This is a genomic window from Shewanella saliphila (genome assembly GCF_014648295.1).
GTDB lineage: Bacteria > Pseudomonadota > Gammaproteobacteria > Enterobacterales > Shewanellaceae > Shewanella > Shewanella saliphila.
Window position 1 is genome coordinate 31420 of the sequence record NZ_BMQV01000015.1, and the last position, 20254, is coordinate 51673.

18 protein-coding genes and 1 pseudogene are annotated in these 20254 nt (G+C 42.9%); 9 read left to right on the forward strand and 10 right to left on the reverse strand.

What is annotated here, in order from left to right; all coding sequences use genetic code 11:
• The first annotated feature begins 455 nt into the window (after positions 1 to 455).
• A complete protein-coding gene (locus IEY48_RS09125) occupies positions 456 to 2186 on the forward strand; it encodes a tetratricopeptide repeat-containing diguanylate cyclase (protein ID WP_188919501.1) in 1731 nt (576 codons plus the stop codon).
• A gap of 48 nt (positions 2187 to 2234) precedes the next feature.
• On the opposite strand, the gene recQ is transcribed toward IEY48_RS09125, so the two are convergent.
• Entirely contained in the window at positions 2235 to 4079 is a 1845-nt protein-coding gene (gene recQ, locus IEY48_RS09130; RefSeq protein ID WP_188919503.1) for a DNA helicase RecQ, read from the reverse strand.
• A gap of 389 nt (positions 4080 to 4468) precedes the next feature.
• Here recQ and IEY48_RS09135 point away from each other — a divergent pair, with 389 nt between their 5' ends.
• Positions 4469 to 4933, forward strand: a complete 465-nt coding sequence (locus tag IEY48_RS09135; RefSeq protein ID WP_188919505.1) for a thioesterase family protein — start codon at positions 4469 to 4471, stop codon at positions 4931 to 4933.
• A gap of 139 nt (positions 4934 to 5072) precedes the next feature.
• The gene (rarD, locus tag IEY48_RS09140) at positions 5073 to 5993 is read left to right on the forward strand and encodes an EamA family transporter RarD (protein WP_188919507.1); all 921 of its coding nucleotides are present in this window, start codon (positions 5073 to 5075) and stop codon (positions 5991 to 5993) included.
• Here the strand turns inward: rarD and IEY48_RS09145 are convergent.
• The 5 genes from IEY48_RS09145 to radC all read right to left on the reverse strand — a co-directional run bounded on the left by IEY48_RS09145 (position 5990) and on the right by radC (position 9546).
• Positions 5990 to 6529 (reverse strand): PH domain-containing protein, encoded by a 540-nt coding sequence (locus IEY48_RS09145; protein ID WP_188919509.1) that lies wholly within the window; start codon positions 6527 to 6529, stop codon positions 5990 to 5992. The two genes, rarD and IEY48_RS09145, sit on opposite strands and share 4 nt — an antisense overlap.
• Before the next feature lie 85 nt (positions 6530 to 6614).
• Positions 6615 to 7934: an amino-acid N-acetyltransferase gene (argA, locus tag IEY48_RS09150; RefSeq protein WP_188919568.1), complete on the reverse strand. Its 1320-nt coding sequence runs from the start codon at positions 7932 to 7934 to the stop codon at positions 6615 to 6617.
• Positions 7935 to 8330: 396 nt separating this feature from the next.
• Positions 8331 to 8504 (reverse strand): 50S ribosomal protein L33, encoded by a 174-nt coding sequence (gene rpmG, locus IEY48_RS09155; protein WP_055025224.1) that lies wholly within the window; start codon positions 8502 to 8504, stop codon positions 8331 to 8333.
• 6 nt (positions 8505 to 8510) lie between these two features.
• A complete protein-coding gene (gene rpmB, locus IEY48_RS09160; protein WP_160054466.1) occupies positions 8511 to 8747 on the reverse strand; it encodes a 50S ribosomal protein L28 in 237 nt (78 codons plus the stop codon).
• Between the two features lie 121 nt (positions 8748 to 8868).
• Complete coding sequence (gene radC / locus IEY48_RS09165; RefSeq protein ID WP_188919513.1) at positions 8869 to 9546, reverse strand: RadC family protein; 678 nt, start codon at positions 9544 to 9546, stop codon at positions 8869 to 8871.
• Positions 9547 to 9799: 253 nt separating this feature from the next.
• Here radC and coaBC point away from each other — a divergent pair, with 253 nt between their 5' ends.
• From coaBC to folE, 5 genes are all read left to right on the forward strand, one after another.
• Positions 9800 to 10993, forward strand: a complete 1194-nt coding sequence (coaBC, locus tag IEY48_RS09170) for a bifunctional phosphopantothenoylcysteine decarboxylase/phosphopantothenate--cysteine ligase CoaBC (protein WP_373293720.1) — start codon at positions 9800 to 9802, stop codon at positions 10991 to 10993.
• On the forward strand, positions 10990 to 11448 hold the full coding sequence (gene dut / locus IEY48_RS09175) for a dUTP diphosphatase (RefSeq protein WP_188919525.1): 459 nt from the start codon (positions 10990 to 10992) through the stop codon (positions 11446 to 11448). Before coaBC ends, dut begins: the two co-directional genes overlap by 4 nt.
• 35 nt (positions 11449 to 11483) lie before the next feature.
• A complete protein-coding gene (gene slmA / locus IEY48_RS09180; RefSeq protein WP_188919527.1) occupies positions 11484 to 12077 on the forward strand; it encodes a nucleoid occlusion factor SlmA in 594 nt (197 codons plus the stop codon).
• A 156-nt stretch (positions 12078 to 12233) separates the two neighbouring features.
• Positions 12234 to 14183: an alpha/beta hydrolase family protein gene (locus tag IEY48_RS09185; protein WP_188919529.1), complete on the forward strand. Its 1950-nt coding sequence runs from the start codon at positions 12234 to 12236 to the stop codon at positions 14181 to 14183.
• Between the two features lie 452 nt (positions 14184 to 14635).
• Positions 14636 to 15286 (forward strand): GTP cyclohydrolase I FolE, encoded by a 651-nt coding sequence (folE, locus tag IEY48_RS09190; protein WP_101088524.1) that lies wholly within the window; start codon positions 14636 to 14638, stop codon positions 15284 to 15286.
• A 182-nt stretch (positions 15287 to 15468) separates the two neighbouring features.
• On the opposite strand, the gene pyrE is transcribed toward folE, so the two are convergent.
• On the reverse strand, positions 15469 to 16110 hold the full coding sequence (gene pyrE, locus IEY48_RS09195) for an orotate phosphoribosyltransferase (RefSeq protein ID WP_188919531.1): 642 nt from the start codon (positions 16108 to 16110) through the stop codon (positions 15469 to 15471).
• Positions 16111 to 16182: 72 nt separating this feature from the next.
• Positions 16183 to 16896, reverse strand: coding sequence for a ribonuclease PH (gene rph, locus IEY48_RS09200; RefSeq protein ID WP_160054452.1), 714 nt, complete (start codon positions 16894 to 16896; stop codon positions 16183 to 16185).
• A 242-nt stretch (positions 16897 to 17138) separates the two neighbouring features.
• Here rph and IEY48_RS09205 point away from each other — a divergent pair, with 242 nt between their 5' ends.
• Positions 17139 to 18002: a YicC/YloC family endoribonuclease gene (locus IEY48_RS09205; RefSeq protein ID WP_188919534.1), complete on the forward strand. Its 864-nt coding sequence runs from the start codon at positions 17139 to 17141 to the stop codon at positions 18000 to 18002.
• 121 nt (positions 18003 to 18123) lie between these two features.
• On the opposite strand, the gene IEY48_RS09210 is transcribed toward IEY48_RS09205, so the two are convergent.
• Positions 18124 to 19242, reverse strand: a complete 1119-nt coding sequence (locus tag IEY48_RS09210; protein ID WP_188919535.1) for a hypothetical protein — start codon at positions 19240 to 19242, stop codon at positions 18124 to 18126.
• A gap of 10 nt (positions 19243 to 19252) precedes the next feature.
• Positions 19253 to 20247: pseudogene (locus IEY48_RS09215) on the reverse strand (YecA family protein).
• Between the last annotated feature and the right edge of the window lie 7 nt (positions 20248 to 20254).

Below are 20254 nucleotides of genomic sequence, written 5' to 3' on the forward strand. Positions count from 1 at the left end.
TGCCAGAGAGGAGAAGGAGTCCGAGTAAAGTTGATTGTGTATTCATGGCTTCAATATTCACTTTTAGTAAATAGATATTCTGTATAAATTATCTCTATGAGTAATATTTAACGCGACCAGCCTCCGCTGTCAACCTTAAATTGATTAACTTGAGCAAGATTACGATGTACTAGTACCTCATGACAGCTGTTGTCACTTAAAATCCTCGTTCAATAGGCCACAAAGTATACCTCGCATGAATAATATTAAACCAATGAGCTAGATCAAAATTCGCGCACATAAGTCGCTGCATCGATTATATATTTATGTAACATGTTTTAAAAAATCGTATACTGCCAGCAACCCAATATGAGTAGATATTAACGATGACACGATCGAGAAACACAAGTGAGAATAAATTAAGTCGAATGTTTGGCTTTGTTTTAGGATTATTGATTGTTTCTCTGGCATCACCTGTGACAGCTCAAGTATCGCAAGCATTTTTGATAGCACAAGACGTTGTAAGCAACACTCAACAACTTAGTGTAAATGAACAGTTAGATGTGATTCACGACATCAATACACAACGTTCCGAGCAAGCAAAAATACTGATTGAAGGACTTGAGCAACAAAGCCTAGAGCAGCCCTTATCTGATGTGCAGACCCTTCGTTTACGTTTATTACGCTGTTTTAATTTATTAGAGTTTGGTCATTTCGACCAAGCAATCACTTTATCGACCCAAGGTGAGTCAGCCGCCAAAGAATTAAAATACGATGCGGCTCGCCCTTACTTTATGCAATGTGGCGCCACTGCTTATCAAAGCCTTGGCAATACTTTGCAAGAACAGCTGCTCACAGAAGAAGCTTTACGCTTGGCTAAACGGTACTCTGAAAAACAAGCGATTATCGGTAGTTTATATTTACGCAGTCGACAAAACACTAGCCTCGAAAACTACAATCAATCAATTGAAGACTTGCGAATAGGTCTTGATATTTATGATGAAGCGGAGCAGCAATTTCAACCATGGTATTTATTACCCAAGTCATATCTGCAGGCAGAAATATCTAATGTCTTTTTTTCAATGGGCGATTTTGAAGAGGCACTTCATTTTTCAGAGGACTCATACAGCGACATTTCTTCATTTGGAAAAACTAAAGTCACCGTTACTGCAAACTTAGCACTAATCCATATAGCTCTAAATGATAGAGGCAAAGTATTGTTTTATCTTAAAAAAATAGAACAATATAGCACAAATCTAAATTCTGAAAGAGACTCTGCTAACTTCTCAGCACTGCTAGCAATTATATATTTGAATATTGGTAATTACGATTTAGCACAGCAAAAAGCCCTATTTAGTATAGAGCTATTTACTAAATATCAAGAACCTATATATGTGATGCGCATAAAACGCACCCTAGCAAAGGTCTATTTTGCCCAAGATAAAGACAATCAAGCATTAACGCTTCTCAATGAGATTATCGAACAAGCGACTGAACTTAAGCAGTATTCAGACCTTGAAGAGTTTAATCAAATCATCAGCGAATACTATGCCGGTAAGCAACAATTTGAGTCGGCATACCATTATCAAATACAGCGTTTTAACGCAGCAAAACAAGCCAACAACAAATTAAACAATGCCCATTTTATGCAATATAAAGCCAGGTTATCGGCTCAAAATGAACCAAGCATAGATGAGAAACCAACGACCAATAATATTAATCAAAGCCTGTCTATTGCCGCATTGATTATCCTCTTATTATCTGTCGGTTTAGTGCTATTTTTAAGAAGAAAACCGCTACACACTCCTGATGACTCAAAAGAGCAAAGCCAATCACAGATCATTACTGCCATGCTTAATAATGCCAAACAAGGTCACTACCAATTAAGCTTGTTATTAATAAATATCAACCATATTCGTCAAGTCGATGTACCTAATTTACTGCAGCAGTTACAGCTAACCCTAAGAGAGCAAGACCAACTGTTCCGGCATAATCTTGATGAGCTCATTATTATCTTGCCGCACACCTCAGCCATTGGCGCTACGCGCGTAGTACACCAAATAGAAACGGTATTAAATCTATGGCCATCAGATACGAAAACTTACATTGGAGTTGCCAGTTTACAGCAGCTAGATACATTTGAAGGGCTAATGAAAAAGGCGGTATTAAACCAATTAAGTAAAATGAAACCACAAGAAAACCAGTAAACTTAGCCCAACATTATTATTCTGACAAATAACCGGCTAGACCTAGCACTAGCTTTTTGTCAGATAATCACTGATCTCATCTAAAAACTCGCCACCAAATCGGTCGAGTTTAATTTGGCCAACACCATTTACCGCCAGCATTTCACCAGGGCTAGTTGGGAGCATGGCCGACATCTCTGCCAGAGTGGCATCGTTAAAGACTAAGTAAGGTGGGATATCATGCTGCTCTGCTAATTCGCGACGTAACAACTTCAAGCGCGCAAACAGTTTTCTGTCATATTGTTGCGGTGCACGAGGGTTAGTTTTACGTTTTACATCAATGAGCTGAATGCGCGGTTCAGCCAACATTAACGATAATTCGGCCTTTAATACCGGCCTTGCCGCCGGATTTAACTTAATCGATGAACCACGGGTAATATCCTGGCTAACTAAGCCTAAATGGATTAACTGGCGGATGACACTGAGCCAATACTCTGTTGATTTATCTGCGCCAATCCCCCAAGTGGTTAGCTTGTCATGGCCTCTATCAACTACATTTGCGGCTTTAGATCCTCTCAGTACATCAATCACTTGATGAATACCAAATCTCTGTTGTAAACGATAAATACACGACAACACTTTTTGCGCATCTTCGGTACCATCATAGCGTTTAGGTGGATCCAAACAAATATCGCAGTTACCACAAGGCTCAGATGCGGCTTCATCAAAATAATGCAGTAACACTTGTCGACGACAAGTTTGTGCTTCTGCAAAAGCGGCCATGGTATGTAGCTTATGAAACTCAACCTGTTGTTGAGGCCCAGGTTCTGATTGCTCAATTAAATGTCTTACCCGGCCAATATCGGCAGGGTCAAACAACATATAAGCTTCAGCCTCTAAGCCATCTCGGCCTGCACGACCAGTTTCTTGATAATACGCTTCAATGCTTTTAGGGATATCGTAATGCACCACAAAACGCACATTCGATTTATTAATCCCCATACCAAAAGCCACCGTAGCCACAACGATATCAACTTGGTCTTTCAAAAATTTGTCTTGTACATCTGCGCGATCATCTTGGCTCATCCCTGCATGATATGCTTGCGCATTAAAACCTTGTAAACGCAGACGCTCTGCCACTTCATCTACCCGGCGACGGCTACTGCAATATACAATGCCGCTGGCACCATTTTGTATGGTGACAAACTGACGTAACTGGTTAGCTGCATTTAATTTTTCAGCCACGGTATAACGAATATTTGGCCGATCAAAACTCGATAATAAAGTGTACGGAGCAATATTTAAACGCTCACAAATACTGAGTCGTGTCGCTTGATCTGCGGTCGCAGTTAATGCCATTAACGGAATATACGGAAAATACGCTTTTAACTGCCCAAGGGCTGCGTATTCTGGTCTAAAATCATGGCCCCACTGACTAATACAGTGAGCTTCATCTACCGCAAACATAGACAATTCAACCGATTGTAAGCGCTCAATAAAGTCTGGACGTAATAAGCGTTCAGGCGAGACATACAAGAGTTTTATCTCGCCAGCATGTAGTTTACGAAGCACTTCTGCACTTTGCTCACGCGGCAGCGATGAATTGAGATATGCAGCAGCTACACCGCTTTGTAATAAACTGTCTACTTGGTCTTTCATTAACGAAATCAAAGGTGACACAACTATTGTCACACCCGGCAACACTAAAGCTGGTAACTGGTAGCACATACTTTTGCCGCCACCTGTAGGCATAATCACTAAGGTGTCTTGGCCCTGTAAACTGTGCTCAATCACTTCTCGTTGCCCTTCACGAAAGGCACGATAACCAAATACCTGCTGTAAACTGGTCGATAACACATCCTGCTCAGTAGCAGTATCAAGAGTTGGGCTTGGCGTCGAAGTCAGATTATCCATTCACACTATGATGTCATTTAAAGAATGGTCATTTTAAAGCACTCAGCCACAGATGTCTTGAAGCAAAGTACAATTGCCACATTTAACACGCCAATGATGATTGAGTATTGCTCACTTTAGCGTTAGATTAAATACTCTATGCGCATTGAAAATACATACAAAAATAATAAATCAACCTGAGCCCGGGATAAGGGATGAACTTATACTGTTTAAAATCAACATGTTATTCATCCTCACTTTCAAGCTTGTCATTTGTTCTGCTAACAAGGCGAATTGACGCGTCAATAGCTAGCCTATTGTAAGTCGATTCAACGCAGTTAGCAGGGCAAAGGACTGTTTGAAAGGCGTTTATTATCCCGAGCTCAGGTTAAATACGACAAGGATTGCCCATGACTTCATCGATTCAAGATCAAGCCTTAAAACAGGTTGCCGATATTTTTGATAAACACGTACCCTTTCATAATCTACTCGGGCTAGACATTAAACATTACGACATCAATGGGGTTGAAGTTGTGATAAAAATGAAACCCGAACTTATAGGTAATATCCATCAAAACATTCTTCATGGCGGCGTAACGGCCACATTACTCGATGTCGTGGGTGGCTTGACCGCGTTCGCCGGGCTGGTTGCCAGCCGTGATGACTGGACAGTTGAAGAGTTACAACAGCGCTTAACCACTTTAGGCACCATTGATATGCGCGTCGATTTTTTACGCCCAGGACGCGGTGAAATATTCACCGGTACCGGCACGGTTATCCGCGCAGGTAATCGGGTATCAGTTTGCAAAATGGAACTACACAATGAGTTAGGTACTCATATTGCTTTTGGTACAGGCACTTACATGGTGGGTTAATTCATTATCGGCGAGGTGTTACCGGCATTGCCACGTAAAACTGACAGGCAAACAAAACAACAAATCGTTTAATCGCTTGTGTCATCCATGGGGGCGACCTACAATCGCCCCTCTTTCGTTGTTGCCAATGTTGACCATTATGCCTGATTTAGAATATCGCAAAGGGGTGTTCCTCGCGATTTGCGCTTATACCATTTGGGGGGTAGCCCCTTTATATTTCAAATTATTACATCAAGTCCCTGCCACAGACATTTTAATGCACCGTGTGATTTGGTCATTTATCTTTATGATTGTGTTAATGCAATTCATTGGTGGATTCACGCGTCTAAGACAAATACTCAAGCAGCCCAAGCAGCTATTGATTCTGTTTGTTACCTCTATCCTTATTGCCGCAAACTGGCTTATTTTTATCTGGGCAGTGAATAACGACCACATGTTGGATGCCAGCTTAGGCTATTTTATTAACCCATTATTTAACGTATTGTTAGGAATGGTGTTTCTCGGCGAACGCTTACGTAAATTACAATGGGTTGCGGTTACATTAGCGAGTGTGGGTGTACTGGTGCAATTGATCTCGTTTGGCTCCATTCCGTTGGTGTCTTTCGCCCTTGCTGCAAGCTTTGGCTTTTATGGTTTACTGCGCAAAAAAGTCAATATTGATGCAAAGTCTGGCTTACTGGTTGAAACTGCCATTTTATTACCGGTTGCACTCGGTTACTTATTAGTAACGTTAGACAGTTCACCCGTCAGCATGTTAACTAATAGCCTTAACCTCAATTTACTGTTAGTGGCCGCGGGTATTGTTACTACCATCCCTCTTTTATGTTTTGCAGGATCTGCAGTCAGAATTCCATTTTCTATTTTAGGTTTCTTCCAATACATTGGCCCAAGCATCATGTTCATTCTTGCGGTAAAACTGTTTAATGAGCCTTTTGACATTGAAAAAGGCATCACGTTTTGCTTTATCTGGGGTGCACTGGTGATATTTATTAGCGACATGGTACTGCAACGCCAGCGACGTCATGTGGCCACTAAAAAAGCGGCCGCAGTGAAGGTTTAATCGATAGGCTTTTTGGGCAGTGCGCTAGCATGCAACTTTGCTAGCGCTTCGTTTGCATCGATTACGCTAACCAAAATCACTCTATCTTGGCTAATTGGTAAAAGAATCACCTGCACAGGATCGGTGACAGACAGCAAGGCTTTAACGCCATTATTTAATGAAAACCAACCCAGAGCATACCCAGGCAAGCCCAAACCATTTGTGCGCCATTTAGCGGCGTATTCAGGCTCTTCAATGAGGTTAACAATACGCGCTTGTGCAAAATCAACTTGGTTAATCTCAATCGCATTCGAATACAGCGGAATATTGACCTGCAACTGTTTGTCTTCCCACGAAATGGTACTGGTAAATGATTGATAAAGCGTAAATATAAACAATCCCATTAATGGCAGCATAATCCCTAAGGTTAAATATTTTGCGTTGCTGGGGATGGGCTTTACAAAAATAAATACCGTTAAACCAAGTAAACCGACCAATAGCGCAATAAAGCTATATATAGCTCCAGAATCCAGTGGCGCTAACTCAATAACATTCATACAGTCTCTTAATGCAGAGTAAGAATGGGTTTATTTTGCCATAAAAAATGCCGGAATAACCGGCATTTTTCATTGTGCGAAACGCTTATAAATCGAGCGCGAGAATTTTTGAACGGCGCTGGTAGTTATACAGTTGTTTTTTCTTATTAGGCAGCTCTTCAACATCCACAATACTAAAGCCATGTTCTAAAAACCAATGAATACTGCGAGTCGTTAATGCAAACAAACGCGAATAACCCCGCACTCGGGCTTGGCCAATAATGTTATTCAACAAAATACTGCCACGGTCAGCATCACGATAATCAGGATGTACCACTAAACACGCAAACTCGCCGGCATTGTCTTCTTCAAACGGATACAGTGCTGCACAACCAATGACTAAGTTATCGCGCTCGACCAACATAAACTGCTCAATTTCCATTTCGAGTTGCTCACGAGAGCGACGTACTAAAATACCTTGCTCTTCCAATGGACGAATTAAGTTTAAAATACCACCAATATCGCCAATCGTTGCTCGGCGTAAGCGCTCTGCACTTTGCGTCACAATTTGAGTACCAATACCTTCGCGAGAGAATAACTCCTGTAGTAAGGCGCCATCGTCTAAATAACTCACTAAGTGACAACGTGGCACACCACGACGACAAGCCTCAACACTGGCCCTTAAGAACGCCATTTTACCCACAGAAGTATGATCATCTTCAGACATAGTTTTAAGCATTTCTTCGATATCATCAGGCATGAGTTCGGCAATGACTTCTCCATGTTTGCCGATGAGACCGTTAGTGTCACTAAAGCCAATAATTTTGTCTGCTTTAAGTTTAATCGCTACCTGAGTGGCAACCTCTTCAGCGGTGAGGTTAAAGCTCTCCCCCGTAACAGAAGCCGCAATAGGACCCATTAACACAATACCATTATTGTCTAACTGGCGTCGTAGCCCTTGCGCGTCAATACGACGCACCTTACCACTCAAACAAAAATCGACACCGTCATCGATACCTAACGGCTGGGCAATAACAAAGTTACCACTCACCACGTTAATCTGCGCATTTTGCATTGGGGTATTACCCAAACTCATCGACAATCTTGCCGTAATATCAAACTGGGTTGCACCCGCAACTTGTTTAATAATCTTCAGGCTTTCTTCGTCAGTAATACGGATACCATTGTGGTAAACAGGCTCAATACCGGCAGCTTTTAATCCTGCATCAATTTGCGGCCTTGCGCCGTAAACTAACACCACCTCAATCCCAAGCGAGTGCAACAAGGCAACGTCATTTAAAATGCCGCGAAATTGCGAATGTGCTAATGCTTCGCCACCTAACATCACGACAAACGTTTTACCTCTGTGCGCATTAACATAAGGAGCAGAATGACGAAATCCATCAACCAGTTCAGTGGTTCTCACAGGCAAATTCACCTCGGTGTTGGTCAGTTTAAGTAAGACTTGCAAGCATATTCATCCAGCAAGCCAATATATTGTATTAACGCACGATGTTATTGCATTTTAATTCACTTTAAAAGCATTTTATTTCACTTTAAACAAAAAATATTTTGTCATTTTTGTGTGAAAAATTCATTACAGCCAAAAAGTTAGTCAAATGTTAACGTCAATATAGCTTTACGCACTTTTACTCAGTCAAACGACACAAACCTTTTCATATTCATTGTTGGTAAAATTCGAGCTATTTTGGGTGTTATGACTAGATCAAAGGCATTTGAGGATGTGTATCAGTATAGGTTAATTTTCTGCGGGCATAAAAAAAGCCCCAATAAAGGGGCTTTTTTAAGATTCAAAAATCAATTACTTGATTTTAGCTTCTTTATAGATAACGTGCTGACGAATAACTGGATCAAATTTCTTGATTTCCATTTTCTCAGGCATGTTACGCTTGTTCTTTTCAGTAGTGTAGAAGTGACCAGTTTTAGCACTAGATACTAATTTGATCTTCTCACGATTACCTTTAGATTTAGCCATTTTCTATTATACCTTCTCGCCACGGGCACGAAGTTCAGCAACAACAACTTCAATACCTTTCTTGTCGATAATACGGATACCTTTAGTAGATACACGTAATTGTACGAAACGCTTTTCTTCTTCTAACCAAAAACGGTGGTTTTGTAGGTTAGGTAAAAAACGACGACGAGTCGCGTTTTTTGCGTGCGAACGGTTGTTACCAACCATTGGCTTCTTGCCAGTTACTTGGCATACTCTTGACATGTCAATCTTCTCCAAAACAAATTTTTAACGCTCGAGCATTAATGTGCCTCGTATGGCCGTCGCCCGAGGCACAAAGAGGGCGCATTTTATACACGATTGACCACATAAGATCAAGCAGTGTTTATACAATCCATCCTCGCTCGGCAAAGGAGACTATCTCCTGATCACCTACAACCATATGATCTAACAAAGAAACATCTATGGTTGCCAATGCATTTTTTATTCGCTCAGTTATTCGCCGATCAGCCTGACTTGGCTCAGCAATGCCAGACGGGTGATTGTGACACACTATCACCGCCGCTGCTTTTTTCTCCAAAACAAGGCTAATAACCTCGCGAGGATAAACAGAAGCTGAATCGATGGTGCCACGAAATAATTCTACAAATTGAATGACTCTATGTTGGGTATCCAACAATAGTAAGGCGAACACTTCATAGGATCGGTCTGCTAATTGTCTCATTAAATAGTCCCGAGTTAAATCAGGATTTGTCAAAATTTGCCCTCTTTGTAGATTTTCATGCGCAATTCGCTTAGAAATTTCGGCCGCAGCCTGTAATTGAGCATATTTTACCGGCCCAACCCCAGCCAATTGGCACACCTGGCTCTTAGAAGCACTTAACAAACTGCGTAAACCGCCAAACTGATTTATCATGTTACGGGCTAAATCCACGGCATTTTGGCCTGCTAAACCATTGCGTAAAATCACCGCTAATAATTCTGCATCAGACAATTGCCCTGCACCATTAAGTAATAGCTTTTCACGTGGCCCTTCTCCTTGAGGCCAATCTTTAATCCCCATGCAAACTCCTTGTTAACTGTGAGACGTCATAACACCGACGAATCCAGTTGCACAAATTCGCTACCACTACGCCAATACTGAGTTGTTGTGTTTTAAAAACACCCTATAAATGAGTGACACCCTCAGAGTGAATGACACTCTCTAAAATCAGTTACACAGTATGGTCGATATTTTTGAGATTGGATCCACGCAACTTGTCATAGGTTTGTGATATTGTTAGCCGCAATGAGATTTAAGGCGGATAATGCACAACATGCTGACAAATAAAAAAGTACTACTCGGAATTGGCGGCGGTATTGCCGCATACAAAAGCGCCGATCTAATTCGTCGCTTAAAAGAACGTGGCGCAGATGTGCGTGTCATCATGACCCAAAGCGCCATGGAGTTTATTACACCATTAACCATTCAGGCGCTTTCAGGCCATCCGGTGGCTTCTGATTTACTCGATCCTGCAGCAGAAGCCGCAATGGGCCATATTGAGCTGGCACGCTGGGCAGACGTAGTCATACTTGCTCCTGCTACCGCAAACTTGATGGCTCGCATTAATGCCGGCATGGCCGACGAGCTACTCACTACCACATGTTTAGCCACTAGCGCGCCAATCATTGTGTGCCCAGCCATGAACCAACAGATGTATCAAAACATCGCCACTCAAGAGAACATGGCCAATCTAGCTCGCAAAGGCTTAACCATTTGGCAGCCTGCCTCAGGTAACCAAGCCTGTGGTGAAGTTGGCCCAGGCCGCATGCAAGAGCCCGTCGCCATAGCTGAGCAACTGGTGCAATTTTTTGGACCAAAGTCTTTACAAGGGCATAAATTATTACTCACCGCAGGGCCAACCCGTGAGGCCATTGACCCGGTGCGTTATATATCCAACCACAGCTCTGGCAAAATGGGCTTTGCTCTGGCACAAGCTGCAGCAGAAATGGGCGCAGAAGTGACACTTGTTTCGGGGCCAGTTAACCTTGTCACACCAGTTGGCGTTAAGCGCATTGATGTTGACTCTGCACAACAAATGCTCGACGCCGTAATGCAACAAGTTGAACAACATGATATTTTTATCGGTTGCGCCGCAGTAGCAGACTATCGAATTGCCGATGTCGCCGATCAAAAAATTAAAAAATCGGCCGAAGAAATGCAGCTTGCGCTGGTGCGTAATCCTGATATCTTAGCCACGGTAGCTCAGCACACCGCGCGACCTTTCACCGTTGGTTTTGCTGCTGAAACGAACGATGTAGAGCAATACGCTCGTGGCAAGCTTCAGCGTAAAAAGCTGGATATGATTGCCGCTAACGATGTCTCTATTCAAGGCTTAGGCTTTAATGCCGATAGCAATGCACTACAAGTATTTTGGCAAGACGGCAGCCAACAACTGCCCGCAACAGATAAACTCACACTGGCACGCCAATTACTTACATTGATAGAACAACAACTAAAAAAATCATGAAAACACCCATTGAACTAAAAATTCTCGACTCGCGTATTGGCAGTGAATTCCCGCTGCCAGCTTATGCGACTCCCGGTAGCGCAGGTATGGACTTACGCGCAATGACCGACACGGCAATGGTCATAGAGCCAGGTCAAACCGTGTTAATTCCAACAGGTATCGCCATTTACGTGGCCGACCCAAGCCTGGCTGCAGTTATTTTACCGCGCTCAGGTATGGGCCATAAAAATGGCATTGTGCTGGGTAATTTGGTCGGTTTAATCGACTCCGATTACCAAGGGCAACTTATGGTGTCATGTTGGAACAGAAGTGATAAACCATTCACACTCGACATTGGCGATCGTTTAGCCCAATTAATGTTTGTCCCTGTTGTACAAGCAAAATTTACCCTAGTGGATGAGTTTAATAGCTCAGATCGTGGAGAAGGCGGATTTGGCCATTCAGGCACCAAATAACCTTTTCAAGTAGTCACTGAGCCAAGGAACACATAATGGCCGAAAGCCCAAAAATAAACCGTCGTGAGCATATTTTACAATGCTTAGCGCAAATGCTCGAGACCAGCCCTGGTCAACGGATCACTACCGCCAAACTCGCCGCTGAAGTGGGGGTGTCAGAAGCCGCACTGTATCGTCACTTTCCTAGCAAAGCGCGCATGTTTGAAGGCTTAATCGAATTTATTGAAGACGCGATTCTATCGCGATTAAATATCATCATGGACGAAGAAAAAAACACCATGACCCGCTGCCAGCTCGTGCTGCAGCTATTGTTGGTATTTTCTGAACGCAACCCAGGTATTTCACGGGTATTAAACGGTGATGCACTATTAGGTGAAAATGAGCGTTTACGTAGCCGTATCGACGCACTCTTTGCCAAAATAGAAACTCAAATAAAACAAATTCTGCGAGAAAAAACCTTACGCGAAGGCGTCGGTTTCAACCTCGATGAAGCCATACTCGCTAATTTGTTACTAGCGTTTGCCGAAGGCAGAATTTCACAGTTTGTCCGCAGTGAATTTAAACAAAAGCCCACTCAACATTTTGATGAACAATGGACCTTTATTCAGCAGCAGCTGTTGAGAAGTTAGCCAGCATTAGGGCTATATGCAATGTGTATGTAGCTCTAGTTTCCTCCCTATATCCGCTTAGTCTAATTGAATAATTAATCCGCATCTCTTGCTCCAAAAACTCAGATAAAATACAATGCTATTACATTTTTAACATTTATTACACGGACTGTATTCATGCTGCGCATTTTATACCTCACTTGCTGTTTGTTTATTTTATTCACCCCCCACACCTTCGCCTCACCTTCAATTAAAGATTTTAGTGCTGATTCTGAGTTTTCAGGCGTTAAAATTTCACCTGACGGTAAACATCTCGGTGTGATCTTAATCGAAGATGAAAAACGCACATTATTGATTTTAAACCTTAAGTCAATGAAGCCAACTTATGCAGTCAAATTCAGTGGCGATGAAGAAGTTGGTGGCTACTATTGGGTCAATGACGAGCGGGTAGTATTACAAAAACTCTATAAACACGCTCAACGCGAAGCATCAGACTATTATGGCGAGTTATTGGCTGTAAATTATGATGGCAGCAAATCTAAATACTTATTTGGTTATAACAGTGATACATCCGCAAGTACCAAAATAAAAAGTAATGGCGGTATTCAGGCGAGTGCATTCGTACTCGATACCTTAAAGGATAATGAAGACGATATCCTGGTTATGGCTTATCCTTGGAATAGGCAAAATTATGCATATACAGAAGTTTATCGCGTCGATGTCTACTCAGGTAAGCGCAAACGCCTAACGACATCACCTGTTGCTAATGCGGGCTTTCTTGTTGATAACAACAAAAATGTTCGCTTTAGTTTCGCCAATGATAAGAAAAACAATGAGCAACTCTTCTATTACGAAAATGGTGAATGGGTTGACGCTGATAAAATTAGAGGCGGACTCACCCATTTTTATCCACTTTCGTTCACTGAAGACAATAAATCAATTTACGCTTTGGCAAATGGTGAAGGTGCAACTCGCGCAATTTATGAAGTCGAACTAGCAACAGCTAAACATAAAAAAATTATCCAGCATGAAGTTGTCGATCCATTGATGACATGGGTCAGCGACCAAACCAATACCCTTTATGCTGTTGAGTTTGAAAATGGCTACCCAGAGTATCGCTTTGTTGACACTAAAAGCGATAAAGCCAAAGCCCTACGACAGTTAATGGATGCAATTCCAGATCATCGCATTCGTATTGTCAGCGAAACCGTTGACGGTAATACGCTTATTGTCATGGCGATGAATGATAGAAACTCGGGTGACTATTACTTATTTGACCGTAAAAAACTTAAACTCAAATTCTTATTTGCTGAAAACGCAAAGCTAGATCCTAGCGAAATGTCAGAAGTACGCCCAATTAGCTTTACTAACCGTGATGGTGTGACCATTCATGGCTACTTAACGCTACCTGTCGGCATAAAAGAGCATAAAAACATGCCGCTTGTGGTTAATCCTCATGGCGGCCCACATGGTCCGCGTGACTTGTGGGTATTTAACTCAGAAAACCAATTACTCGCTAACAATGGTATTGCGGTACTGCAAGTCAACTTCCGTGGTTCTGGAGGATACGGTACACCATTTGAAGAGTCAGGCTACTTATCTTGGGGCAGCAAAATTCAATACGATATTATTGATGCAACCCAATATGCTATTGACCAAGGCTATGCCGACAAAGACAGAGTGTGTATTTCAGGCGGCAGTTTTGGCGGTTACTCAGCACTCATGAGCCCTATGTTAGCGCCAGATATGTTTAAGTGCGCAGTGGGTGTTGCCGGTGTGTATGATTTAGAGCAAATGTATAAAACCGGAGATGTACCTGAATCTTACAGTGGTGGAGCATTCTTAGAAGAAGTGTTAGGCACTGATATTCAACGCCTTCGTGCAATGTCTCCTACTCATAACGTCAATAAGCTAAAAGCGAAAGTGCTGTTAATTCATGGTGAAGAAGATGAACGCGCACCGATAGAACAATACGAAGCAATGGCAAAAGCGCTCGAGCAAGCTAACTACCCTTTCCAAAAAGAGATTTGGAGAAAAGAAGGCCATGGTTTCTTTAACGCCGAAAACCGCGCTAAGTATTATGAAATCATGCTTAAGTTCATTAAAGAGAACTTAAACGTTAAGTAGTGATCGCTTATGCGTTTAATCAACAAAAGCCGATACTTGAGTAGGACCTGTTGACCTTTGCTGGTTGAGTTTTGTTCGAGTTAAAAACGTTTTAATCGAGGCGAATAGATTGATGCCTAGTCACCTAAGCAAAATGTATTCAACAAAGAGTAAAACGTTTTTAGCCGAACCCTTCGGGCAGCGAATTTTTGGCCTTTTTACTGCGATATAGACTGTCACATAAATAGCTACACGACAAAGTCTCTGCCTTATAGCTCATGTTTAAGTAATGGCCAACAATTCGTTGCAAAAACAACCTTGAAAGGTCACCAGGTCCTATAGGATCGGCTTTTTTATTGACTGCGGTATTAATTTACAGTGAATCGCGCTATTCTCCTTTTCCCCTATGGGGCAGCCAAGTGGGTGTTAATCTACACTCATACAAACAGTGATATCGAGTCGTTGGAGGATATATGGCACTCAGTGAAGCCGCAATTAAAGTACAAGCAGCACTAAAAGATCGTGGGCTAGAAACCCCAATGCTGCCCAAAACTTCCACGCCAGAACAACGTAAAGTTAAAATTGAACACCATATGCGTGAGATTTTGACCTTAATGTCACTCGACTTAACCGACGACAGCCTGGCAGACACGCCGCGCCGTATTGCAAAAATGTATGTTGATGAAATCTTCTCGGGGCTTGATTACGAAAACTTTCCAAAAATCACCGTCATTGAAAATAAAATGGGCGTTGATGAAATGGTGCGAGTGCAAGATATTAGCCTCACTAGTACCTGCGAACATCATTTAGTAACCATCGATGGCTTTGCAACAGTGGCTTACTTGCCGCGCACAAAGATTATTGGTTTATCTAAAATTAACCGTATCGTGCGCTTTTTTTCCCAACGCCCACAAGTACAAGAGCGTTTAACCCAACAAGTGTTAGTGGCGCTGCAAACCTTGCTTGAAACCAAAGACGTAGCGGTAAAAATGGATGCGGTACATTACTGCGTTAAATCTCGTGGGGTAATGGACTCAACCAGCTCAACCACCACCACGGCACTTGGCGGTATTTTTAAGTCTAACCCTGCTACCCGTGCTGAGTTTTTACACCAAGTGAAATAGCGTACACGGATTACGGATTACGGATTACCGCAAAAAGTGCAATAAAAAGCTGCATCAATATGACTATTGTGCAGCTTTTTTAATTTTTCAGCTTCAGCGCATCAGTTTAAACCTAGCCTATTGCAAGTTCATTCAACGCCCTGAGAAAGACAAAGGACTATTTAACCTGATCCTTACTCAGGTTAAATACCATATTGCTCACGATAAGCACTAACGCTAGCCAGTTCAGCTTCCATGCCCGGCTTTTCAGACAAGTAACTGATTAAATCGGCCAGCTTAATAATCGACACAATTTGACAACCAAAGTCACGCTCAACTTCTTGAATCGCTGACAGCTCACCCTTGCCTTTTTCTTGACGATCAAGCGCAATCAATACGCCCGCAAGTTGGGCATTGTGGGCATTAATAATCTCCATCGACTCACGGATAGCTGTGCCCGCAGTGATCACATCGTCCACCAGCATCACTTTACCTTTGAGCTCACTGCCGACTAAATTACCGCCTTCGCCGTGGGTTTTAGCCTCTTTGCGATTAAAGCAGTAAGGAATATCCACATCGTGATGATCGCACAAGGCAACCGCTGTCGTAGTGGCAATCGGAATGCCTTTATAAGCTGGGCCAAACAACAAATCGAACTCAATGCCAGCATCCATTAACGCAGCGGCATAAAAGCGGCCTAAACGCGCTAAGTCTTTACCAGTATTAAATAATCCAGCGTTAAAAAAGTACGGGCTCGTACGGCCAGATTTAAGGGTAAACTCACCAAAACGTAATACTTGGCGGGCTAAAGCAAACTCAATAAATTCGCGTTGATAGGCTTTCACGGTTATTCCTCTATAATCAAATTTTGGATTAAAAAAAAGGACCGTAATCGGTCCTCATTTTTCAACAGCATATTAACTTAATGCGGCTTTTTGCACATCGACGATTTCGCGAATACTGTTTTTAGCCAGACCAAGTAGTTCAATTAATTCTTCATGGCTGAATGGCTCGCCTTCAGCAGTACCTTGAATTTCAATAATCTTACCGGTTTCAGTCATCACTACGTTCATGTCAGTTTCAGCAGCGCTGTCTTCAATGTATTCTAAATCACTGATCGCTTCGCCTTTGTAAATACCCACACTCACAGCGGCAATTAAAAACTTAAGAGGGTTGGCTTTAATAATGCCTTTACCACGAGCCCAGTTCAGGGCATCAACCAATGCAACACAAGCACCAGTAATTGCCGCAGTACGTGTGCCGCCATCAGCTTGAATCACATCACAATCGATAACGATAGTGTTTTCACCTAACAGCTTCATATCAACAGCTGCACGTAAAGAGCGGCCAATTAAACGCTGAATTTCTTGAGTACGACCAGATTGCTTACCACGAGCAGCTTCACGGTCCATACGGCTGTGCGTTGAACGCGGTAACATACCGTATTCAGCAGTAACCCAACCTTGGCCCTGGCCTTTAAGAAAACGTGGTACACCTTCAGTGAAGCTGGCAGTACATAATACTTTTGTGTCGCCAAACTCAACTAAAACAGAGCCTTCAGCATGTGCAGTAAAAGAACGCGTAATAGTAATAGGGCGAGTTTGAGCTGGTGTACGGTTACTTGGGCGCATGAAAAGTCCTGTAGTCGAATTCATATCAGATTTGAGCGCATATTATAGAGGTTCGCGCCGCCAGATGCCACGACAAACCCATCCAATTCGTCATCGCTAACATATGACCTCTCCCACTTTAGTATCCATATGATTGATATCAACCAAGATACAGCACAAATCTCAGCACTAATCCTTTAATCCCGATACCTAAAGCGGCTATAATCAACCCACATTTGCGTAATAACATAACAGGACACTTCATGATCCAAAGCATGACAGCCTACGCTCGTATCGAGCACAAAGCACAATGGGGTACCGCCTCATGGGAAATTCGTTCAGTCAACCAGCGCTACCTAGAAACCTACCTGCGCCTACCTGAGCAGTTTCGCAGCTTTGAACCTGTCTTACGCGATCGCCTACGTAAACGCTTAAATCGCGGTAAAGTAGAAGTGAATCTACGTTATGAGCTAGCCGACAACAGCAGCAACGAATTACAGCTAAACCAACCATTAGCAAAGCAATTATTAAGCGCAGCTAACTGGTTAAAGCAAGAAGCCGGTCAAGGCGAATTAAGCCTCACTGACGTATTACGCTGGCCAGGCGTGCTCGCATCAGCCGAGCAAGACATGGACGCCATTGGCGCAGAGCTAATGAAAGCCTTCGACAGTGCAATCGATCAGTTTATCGAAGCACGCGGCCGTGAAGGTGAAGCGATTAAAGACATGCTATTGACCCGTTTAGATGGCGTAATGGAGCAGGTTAATATTGTGCGCGAACACATGCCAACCGTGATGCAATACCAACGCGACAAGCTCACCAACCGCTTAGCCGATATCTCAGGTGAACTCGACCCTTCGCGCATTGAGCAAGAAATGGTACTCCTAGCGCAAAAGCAAGATGTTGCCGAAGAAATGGATCGCCTTGAAGCCCACGTAACTGAAGCTCGCCGCATCCTTAAAAAAGGCGGCAGCGAAGGCCGCCGTTTAGACTTTATGATGCAAGAGTTTAACCGCGAATCAAACACCCTAGCCTCAAAATCAATCAGTGCAGAAATCACTTCAGCCGCTGTTGAATTAAAAGTATTGATTGAGCAAATGCGCGAGCAGATCCAAAACGTTGAATAGTTTTTTACCCGTCCAAGAATGCCTTAAAAGCCCTATTATTTGCTTGTAAATACAGGGCTTTTTATATATTCCCTTCAAATTACTCTACTAACACCATCTGACCCGTCTATAACGGCAATGTTTATAACAAATCACTAAGTCGATTTAACAGTGCTTTACGGCTATTATTCGCCACAACAAAGCGCTTAAAGCGTTGTGCAAACTCAGCTTCATCCGCTTTGAACTGATAGGCCTCAAACAGCTGATGCAGATAGCGTGATGCCGCATCGTAACCACTGGCGCAAGTTCGATCCGCTTGCTCTTGTGCTTGCTGCCAGCAGCGCTCACGCTGATTATAGCTATCCGTCAACGCCTTTTCTTTTTCCGCTTTTTCAATAGCCATTTTCTTTGCGAGCGCTGCCGCTTGCTCTTGCTGTAATTGGCTTTGCGCTTGTTCAATAAAAGGAGAAATTACCTCGGGGGTTAACCAATACTGATAGATTTCGTCTGTGTTGGCAGGTTCTTTTCGCGTCAGCGCTAAGGCTTGATGGCGAGTTAGCTGGCCTTGCTCAAACAGCTTGCGTAATAGCGTGTCTTTCTCTGCTTCCGAGAGATTATGCAACCACGCATCAAACTGAAACTGGGTTTGTTTTGCTTGGTGTCTGGGTTGTTCGTTCAGCACCATGGCGAGTGCCTTTACTAATGCCAAGGGAATATCATACAGTGCCGCAAACCCCTCAACCTCTTCACTGAGGTGTTCAAAGTCGAATTGGATCAACGGCACACTCTCAACTTCACCATTAAAATCAAATGCTTTTAGCCACATAAAGTACACAAGGCGCCAATCTCCTTGCATTAACCCACTGCGTAAAGCAGCTAAATTATTGAAAAATCCGTCGGCATCTTCATCGTCAAAATAATCGTAATACTCCTCGATGGAAAAAATCAGCAGTTGCCACTCATCATTTTCGTGTACATGAAGCCCATAGCTTGAAAAGCAGAGTAACGCATCTGGAAGCGTTCCGGCTGGTAGCTTGATGTAGGCATCGATTGAGCCCCAATTGGCATAGTAAAAACCGATATCAAAGTATTTTAACATCAGCTCAAAAGGCTCTGCCTTTAGGTCGCCGTAGTTATAATACACCTGAAAGGAAGTAGCGCTGATCTCAGCACGGCTTGAGATGGTTCTGAGTGCTTGTTGCGCCTTAGCGTCTAAATACCCATCCAGACGCGCGAATTTATAGTATTGATATTCGCTCACGATGACCTTGCTATGTATTTATTGAGAATTGAAAAGTTTGTTTCAATAAAGGCTGCACCTGAACCACCCTAGCGAGGGGTTCAGCGTTTATATAACGTCTTGGGTCAATGGTCACAAATCCCCAAAACTGTAGAAATCGCTTAATAAACCGTGATTCAATGAGCCTGTTTAAGTTTCTTTCTGGCGAGAAGTAATCATCTGCGGGGAATACTTGTAGTAAGTCGGGGAAAGCCGTCATCACTTCTTCTACCAGCTGATCCACTTTGTTGTGGCTTTGAATGCGCCACAGCATAAACAGCCAAAAGGCTCGCAAGTCGACATCAAACTCAAAACTGTCCAAATAGCCCCAGTTATATTTGCTGATGGCAGCTTCTAGCATAGGTTTAAAAAATGCCTGTATACCTAACGCCTGGTACTGTTTTTGTGCTGATTTTTTCACATGGTAGCGACCGCTGCGCCGATAAATAATGTCACTTATTTCGGCAAGTACTCGGGTGTAATGCAAGGCATTGAATTTGTCTTCGTTACTGCCCGCAAACTCGCTGATGCTTATATCACGTTCGAATTGAGCAACGGCAAACTCAGGCAATAACTCACTGGCCTGTTTGACTAATTTAGCCGGTAAGTTACCTTTACTGGTCGCTTTGACGGAGCCTTCTTGGGCCATAGCCTCATCAAGAATGAGGCCTAGATAACGCATCACAGGGCTGGGAGAAAGAAAGTCGGGTGTGCTGATGCTCACCCACTGTAATTCATCAAAAGAGGCATAAAGCCAATTGGCCATTTGCGTTGACGTCAATCGTGATGAGGCTGATTATTGCGATCCTGAACTTTGTGTTGTAAAGCAGCGTTGAGTTCAACAAGGCTCAATTTTGGGTTAATTGCCAACATGGCTTCAACATCATCAAAGACTTGGGCATGTTGCTTGGCGACGCTGTTCATACAGCAACGTTTAAATTTTTTACCACTGCCACAATGGCAAGGATCGTTACGACCGAGCTTCATTGTTGTC